Origin of the sequence: Leucobacter sp. Ag1 (assembly GCF_000980875.1) — a bacterium.
Lineage (GTDB): Bacteria > Actinomycetota > Actinomycetes > Actinomycetales > Microbacteriaceae > Leucobacter > Leucobacter iarius.
This window is the reverse complement of sequence record NZ_LAYO01000111.1, coordinates 203,354-209,906: the sequence shown is the minus strand read 5'-3', so window position 1 is coordinate 209,906 and position 6,553 is coordinate 203,354. Positions and strand designations below refer to the sequence as shown.

Below are 6,553 nucleotides of genomic sequence, written 5' to 3'. Positions count from 1 at the left end.
GGGGAGACGCCGTGCGCCGAGAACCCGACGTTCGCGCCCTCGGGCACCTCGTCGACCTCCTCGACGAAGATCGCCCCCATCTGCTCGAGCGTGCGCACCACGTGGACGTTGTGCACGATCTGCTTGCGCACGTAGACGGGAGCGCCGAATCGATCGAGCGCCTTCTCGACCGCGACCACCGCGCCTCACGCCCGGCCGTCCGTGTGTTCATCTTCCTGGTTCAGGGCAGACAGCGTGATTTAACGCGGGAACGGCGGCCTTTCAACCGTCCTTCTCGAATTCTCTGGTGAACCAGCCCACCCATCGGGTAAGCCGGATTAGACAGGTCGGGTTTATCGGAGCCTGACGGTGACCCGTACATTTCGACGTCCGTCCCTACCTCCTGATCTCCCCGGCGCACCTGAACTTCGCAAGGGTCACCGGCGCATGCCTCTGACCTCCGAACGGGAGGAGCGCAGAATCATGACAAGACAAATAAACAGACCGGAGCTTCGTGCTGCGCGGGAAGCGCAGGTTGAGGAGCTGCAGGAGACGCTGACCTCGTCGGTAGAGGCGTTGGTCACGGGCGAGGACTGGAAGCGGGCGCTCACGTTCGTGGCACAGTTCCGCAAGCGCAGCGTGAACAACGTGCTGCTGATCTTCGCTCAGCACGAGGCCGCGTTCGCTGCCGGTCTGGTCGCCGATCCGTATCCGACGTATGTGGCTGGGATGAAGCAGTGGCAGTCTCTCGGGCGTGAGGTGGTCGACGGGCAGAAGCCGTATGGCATCCTCGCGCCGTTCAAGGCGCGGTTCGCGTCGGCGACGCCGGGCAACCCGGATTCGTGGCGCAGGCTCAAGCCGCGCGAGCGGCCGAGGCCGGGCGAGTCGGTGCGGGAGCGGATGATCGGCGTCACGCCGGCCCGAGTGTTCGACATCTCCCAGACTAAGGGTGCGGAAGTGCCGCTCCCGCCGCGCCCGAAGCTCCTGGAAGGCGAGGCACCTGCCGGGCTGCGCGAGGGCCTGATCGCGCAAATCGTTGCGGCGGGATACGAGTTCCGGCCGGTGCCGCATGAGCGAGAGATTCGCGGCGCGAACGGGCTTACGCACTGGAACGAGAAGTGGGTGGCGGTGCGCACGAACATGGACGATGCCGCGCAGGTGAAGACCCTGGCGCACGAGCTCGCCCATATCCGCCTGCATGACCCCGAGGATGAGGACGCGACCCGGCATCGCGGGATCGCGGAGGTCGAGGCGGAGTCGGTGGCGCTGATGATCGGTGCCGCGCACGGCATGGACACCGCCGCCTACACGATCCCGTATGTGTCGGGGTGGGCGGCGACGGTGGACGGGAAGGATCCGGTGGCGGTCGTGAAGCACACCGCCGAGCGGGTGCGGCAGATCGCCGTCTCGATCCTCGGCCAGCTCGACACCGTGCAGCTTGGCACTGGGGAGCCTCCCGGTCTTGTCCGCGAGCCTCCTGCTCGTGCTGCGTCGAAGCAGCCGACACGCACCGGACGCACCTCCACCCCGAGGTCGCGCCCCGCACGGGCTGCAGAACCGGCGCACAAGGCAGTCGAAGCACGGGGCCTGTCATGAGCGCCGGCCAGCTCCTCGCCCCGGTCGCGGGCATGACGCTCGCGGACGCCGCCCAGCACTATGCGAGCCAGGGCGTGCCGGTGTTCCCGTGCGTGCCTGGCGAGAAGCGGCCGCTTGTCGCGCATGGCTTCTATGATGCGACCGCCGACCCCGGGCAGGTTGCGGCGTGGTGGCAGAAGTGGCCGGAGGCGAATATCGGCATCCCGACCGGTCCCGCGTCGGGGCTCGAGGTCGTCGATGTCGACGTGAAAGGCGATCCGCCGCGCGGCCCGGAGTCCTGGCAGCGCGCCACCCGCGCCGGCCTTCTCGATGGCTGGGTCGCTCACGTCGTCACTCCGTCGGGTGGGTTGCACGCCTACTATCCGGTGGCGGAGGCTGAGCAGCGGTCGTGGGCGTCCGGCACCGCGCAGCTCGATTTCCGGGGTACCGCCGGCTACATCGTCGCCCCGCCCTCCCGCACGCTCGTCGGTGGCGAAGTGGCGGCGTATCGGCTTCTCGAACTCTCGCCTGATCCCGCGAAGCCGGTGGATGCTGCCGCGTTGCGGGAGTTCCTCGACCCGCGCCCGCCGCGCGCGTCGTGGCAGTCGCGCCCGTTCCGCGGGAGCCTTGAAGAGCGCACCGCGCATATCGCGGCATGGCTGAGCGGGCGGAGCGAGGACCGGAACGTCGGCCTGTACTGGGCGTCCTGCCGCCTCGCCGAGAACGGTGCCACGCTCTCGGAGGCGTTCGATGCGCTCGGGCCGGTCGCGGAGGACATCGGCCTGCCACCGCGGGAGATCGAGCGGACGATCCGCTCCGCCTACCGCGGCCCCGCACAGCCACCCCCGGCGCAGAGCGATGCGCGGCAGTCACAGGTGCGACGTGAACCGGCGAGCCGAGGGCGGGTGCTCGCATGACTACGACGGCGGTTCGCGGAGGTGGCCGGCTTGCGGTCGTGACGGCGGTGGCGGGCACGGTGCTGATCGCGGCGGGAGCGTTCTGGTTGAGCTTCACGGCGCTCGCGGACTTGGCGCGCCGTTCGGGGATCGATGCGGGGCAGGCTTGGGCGTGGCCGTTGATCGTGGACGGGATCATCGTCGTCGCAACGGTCTCGGTCGTCGCGCTCGCGGGCACCCGGCAGGCGTGGTATCCGTGGCTGCTGCTGATCTGCGGGGCCGGCCTGTCGGTCACGGCGAACTCCATTCACGCGCTCGTCGCCGCCGATGCCGATGTGCCCGGCGTGCTCGCCGCATCGGTCGCAGCGGTGCCGCCGGTGGTGTTGCTCGCGATCACGCACCTCACCGTCATCCTCACCCGCCACCACGCCGTCCAGGCACCCCCGGACGAGAACGTGGAGATCACCGAGGAGCGGGCGCTGCCGGTGTCGTCGGCGGTGACATCGGGGACGTTCCCGCTGCCCTCGATCATCGAGGCCCGCCCGACTGCACCGGGGCCTCCCCGAGCCGTGCCGGGGGGTCGGGGTGTGGCGGAGGCATTGCGCGCGGAGGGGTGGTCGAACAAGAAGATCGCCCGGCATCTCGGCGTCCATGCCTCGACCGTCGGCCGCTGGTTCGCCCCCGATCAGCACGCCCCCGCCAGCCAGGTGCCTGAGCTGGTCGGAGACGATCTCGAACCTGAGCTTGACCCTGAATCCGATGTTGACGAGGAGGAGGAACCCTCATGAATCCCGATGACCAGGCCCCGGAGCTGGGGCCGCCGGAGTCCGCGCACTCGCGGCTGCACCCGGCACTTGCGGCGGCGATGGCCGCCGAACGCGCACGACCGGCCGAGGAAGCCTCGGCGGAACGGTCGATGCTCGCCACGCACCGCGACCCCACCCTCACCCAGCCGGACGCCACCACGACGCGCACCGAAACCCCGGATGCTGAGACCCCGGAGGCGGAGGGGTGGCGGCGCACGCAGGTGCGGTGGGTGCGCCCGACCGAGCTGATCGCCGGCGGCAGCGCACGGGCTACCGGCTGGGGCGTGGACCTGCGAGCCGAGCTGCTGCGTCGCGCCCGCGAATCCGTGCACGAGCGCCGTGCTGTCCGGGCGGAGCGTCCTGAGCAGAGCGAGCGGGTGAGACGGCTGCCTGATCTGTCGATCGGCGGGCGCCGGAGAACCCCCGCCCGCCGCGAGGTCGAGCGTGCGGGGATGGGGCTGAGGTGAGCTGCCATGTCCGCACGCATCGACTTGCTCGCGCAGGACCTTCCCGGCCCCATGCAGCCCGGGAGCACCACTCCGATAGGAGGTGCCATTACCATGACCAGCAAACACACGAAGAGAACCCCCGCGACCGCGCCCAGAACCTCGGGCGGGGCGCGGGGGTTCGAGCATCCCGAAGGACTCCGCGCCCTGCTGATCCGCCTGCACGAGCAAGGCCAGTGGGCGTGGCAGCACGACTCCGAAGTCGCGGAGCTTATGCGGCATGCCGCCGACCGCTACGCTGCGCTTGCCCGTCGGCACGGCCTCGACCCGTGGGAGGCCGCCGCTGCCGCGTTTGATGCGATGCGGACGGGGGCGGTGCGCCGAGCCGACGATCCCTGGGCGGTCGTCACCCGCGCCGTGCAGGTGACCTGCATCGCCGAGGAGCGCGCGAACGGGCTCTTGTGTTCGGTGCATCAGGCGCGCCGGCCGAAGTTCTCCGTCCACCACGACGCCGAACGGTTCTCCGACCGGGAGAACCCGCTCACCGACTACCATCCCAGCTTCCGCGCCCCCGACCCCTTCACCGACGCCACCGAAGCGGAGGCGGATGAGGCCGCCGGGCGGGTGGGTCCGGCGATCGAGGATTGCGTCGCTTTGTTCTACTTCCTCGGCTGGCCAGAAGAGGCGGCCTGTTCCGGGATCGAGTACATCGTGACCCGGCTCGCCGAGTGCCCGTCGCGTGCTTCGGCGTTCGAGTCGCTGCGCCGCGACTACCACGCCCGCGCACTCCTGGACCTCCCGGCCGGGTCGTGGCTGTCGATGCTGCGGGTCGTGCTCGGCAACCCCGACCCGATTCATGCGCACACGAGGGTCGCGCGCGGGGTGCTGCACCGGCTCGTAAACGAGGAACCCCTCCGCTCCCTCCTCACGGATGAGGCCGTGCTGTCGGAGGTGGTGCTCGCAGCGCCGGGAGGGGGTGGGTGTCGTGGCTGCGAGTAGTCCCGGGCATATCGAGCTGGAACGCGCCCTCGACTCCATCGTCGTCGGTACCCGGCATCGCACCGATCTCGGCGACATCGACGCCCTCGTGGAGTCGATCAGCCGTGTCGGCTTGTTGCAGCCGATCACGCTCACCCCGGACGGGGTGCTCGTGTGCGGGTGGCGCCGCTACCATGCGCTGCGCCGGCTCGGGTATCGCACGACGAACGTGTGGATCAGGTCGGGCCTCACGGACCGGCTCAGCCAGCTCCTCGCCGAGCAGGACGACAGCGCCATGCACAAGCCGCTGTCGCTGATCGAGGCGGAGTCGCTGTACCGGGAACTGAAAGCCGTGATGGCCGAGGACGCGGCGCGCCGGCAGGAGGCATCCCGCTTCGGCAGCACCACCCGAGAAGATGACGATGCTGCGGAAGCCGGCGATATTGCGGGAGCCTCCGGTGCCGTCGAATCGACGGCACCGCGCTCCGCCGGGGAAGCCAGGGTGCAGGCGGCACGCGTGGTGACCGGGCGCGGATCGCAGACGATGCTCGAACAGATCGGCCGTCTCAAGGACCTCGCGAACGACGACACCCGCCCCGAGCACATCCGCGCCCAAGCCGTCGAGGAGCTGGCGCGGATCGAGGCCGGCGGGAAGGTGCATGGCTCGCACCTCCGCATGAACGCGGCCCTCTCGCTCGATGAACTCGACCGCCTCGCCACCGATCCTGGCACGCCGGAGATGGTGCGGGCGCAGGCCGCGACCTCCGCGGCCGAGGTTCGGGCCGCAGGGCAGGAGGCGCGCACGGCGGAGCTTGCGCAGCTCGCCGCCGACGCGGTTGCCCGGATCACCGCAGCGAAGCGCGCCGGAAAGAACAAGGGGAAGCCCGAGGCGCGGCCGCGGCTGGCGCTGGTGATGCTGCCGCCGCGGGCGTTCCTCGCATTGTGGGCGGACCTGGACGGATGGACGACCCGGTACGACGCTGCCGAGATCGCACAGGCGCTCACTGCCGCGGAGTGGGAGCGGGTCGAGCGGGTGTTCGCCGAGACCGTCGCCTTCCTCGCGATCATCCGCGACCTCCGCACCGGCTCTGCCGGCACGGCGGATGCTGAGCCGCGGCGGGCAGGGGTGCGGGCGGGCTGACGCTCCCAGGCAACACTGCCGGGCGCGGGATGCGCACCTCCTGAGCATCGACTTCCAGGAGGCTTCGCATGGACCCGAACGCTGACCGCCCGCCCCGCAGGCTCTTCATCGCCGCCGCAGCCGGCGCGACCGTGCTCCTGCTGCTGATCGGCGTCGGCGTCTACGGCCTCCTCCGCGGCCCCGCCAGCGCAGACACCCCGCACACGCCCGCCTCGCCGACAAGCCCCGCCGAGGAGACGCGACAGCCGAGCTTCACGCCCCGCGCGGTGACTGAGACTGCGGAGGCGGAGGCGTTTGCGCGGTCGGTGGCGGAGCGGCTGTTCGGCTGGGATACCGGCCTCGAGTACGGGCCGGCCGACTACATGCAGCGCCTCGTCGATGTCGCCGACCCCGCAGAAGCCCCGGGCCTGGCCGCGGATGTGCGCGGCTACTTCCCGGAGGCGCGCGCCTGGGGTGAGCTGCGGCAGTACCAGACGAGGCAGTGGATCGAGATCGACAGCATCGTCGTGCCTTCGGATTGGGCAGCCGCGAAGGCGCAGGCCGGTGCCGGGCAGCTCCCGCCCGGCGCGATCGCCTACACGATCACCGGCACCCGCCACCGCACCGGCATGTGGGATGGGCGGGAGACCTCGGATGCGTGCCCGATCTCGTTCACGATCTTCGCCGCCTGCACCAGCGGCGATGGGTGCCGGCTGCTCCGGCTCTCCGCCGTCAACCAGCCCCTGAACTGAA

General features: G+C 70.6%; 7 protein-coding genes and 1 pseudogene. 7 read left to right on the top strand and 1 reads right to left on the bottom strand.

The window, feature by feature from the left end:
• A pseudogene (locus XM48_RS16715) lies at window positions 1-182 on the bottom strand (4-hydroxy-3-methylbut-2-enyl diphosphate reductase); the annotation flags it as partial.
• 244 nt (window positions 183-426) lie between these two features.
• Between XM48_RS16715 and XM48_RS16710 the strand changes: the two are divergent.
• The 7 genes from XM48_RS16710 (at window position 427) to XM48_RS16680 (ending at window position 6,552) form a co-directional block, all read left to right on the top strand.
• Window positions 427-1,575, top strand: a complete 1,149-nt coding sequence (locus tag XM48_RS16710) for an ImmA/IrrE family metallo-endopeptidase (RefSeq protein ID WP_231580928.1) — start codon at window positions 427-429, stop codon at window positions 1,573-1,575.
• Complete coding sequence (locus tag XM48_RS16705) at window positions 1,572-2,471, top strand: bifunctional DNA primase/polymerase (RefSeq protein ID WP_046456942.1); 900 nt, start codon at window positions 1,572-1,574, stop codon at window positions 2,469-2,471. Before XM48_RS16710 ends, XM48_RS16705 begins: the two co-directional genes overlap by 4 nt.
• Window positions 2,468-3,238: a DUF2637 domain-containing protein gene (locus XM48_RS16700; protein WP_046456941.1), complete on the top strand. Its 771-nt coding sequence runs from the start codon at window positions 2,468-2,470 to the stop codon at window positions 3,236-3,238. The genes XM48_RS16705 and XM48_RS16700 overlap by 4 nt, the downstream gene beginning before the upstream one ends.
• Window positions 3,235-3,723 carry a hypothetical protein gene (locus XM48_RS17220; protein WP_052961598.1) on the top strand — a complete coding sequence of 163 codons (489 nt, stop codon included), beginning with the start codon at window positions 3,235-3,237 and terminating at the stop codon, window positions 3,721-3,723. The genes XM48_RS16700 and XM48_RS17220 overlap by 4 nt, the downstream gene beginning before the upstream one ends.
• A 24-nt stretch (window positions 3,724-3,747) precedes the next feature.
• A complete protein-coding gene (locus XM48_RS16690; protein WP_231580927.1) occupies window positions 3,748-4,701 on the top strand; it encodes a hypothetical protein in 954 nt (317 codons plus the stop codon).
• Entirely contained in the window at window positions 4,679-5,821 is a 1,143-nt protein-coding gene (locus tag XM48_RS16685) for a ParB/RepB/Spo0J family partition protein (protein ID WP_231580926.1), read from the top strand. Before XM48_RS16690 ends, XM48_RS16685 begins: the two co-directional genes overlap by 23 nt.
• A 68-nt stretch (window positions 5,822-5,889) precedes the next feature.
• Window positions 5,890-6,552, top strand: coding sequence for a hypothetical protein (locus tag XM48_RS16680; protein ID WP_046456940.1), 663 nt, complete (start codon window positions 5,890-5,892; stop codon window positions 6,550-6,552).
• The last annotated feature ends 1 nt before the right edge of the window (window position 6,553 follow it).

Excerpts from the sequence above, each read along its gene's own strand:
- XM48_RS16710 (WP_231580928.1), top strand. The coding sequence starts at position 427 with ATGCCTCTGACCTCCGAACGGGAGGAGCGCAGAATCATGACAAGACAA.
- XM48_RS16705 (WP_046456942.1), top strand. The coding sequence starts at position 1,572 with ATGAGCGCCGGCCAGCTCCTCGCCCCGGTCGCGGGCATGACGCTCGCG.
- XM48_RS16700 (WP_046456941.1), top strand. The coding sequence starts at position 2,468 with ATGACTACGACGGCGGTTCGCGGAGGTGGCCGGCTTGCGGTCGTGACG.
- XM48_RS17220 (WP_052961598.1), top strand. The coding sequence starts at position 3,235 with ATGAATCCCGATGACCAGGCCCCGGAGCTGGGGCCGCCGGAGTCCGCG.
- XM48_RS16680 (WP_046456940.1), top strand. The coding sequence starts at position 5,890 with ATGGACCCGAACGCTGACCGCCCGCCCCGCAGGCTCTTCATCGCCGCC.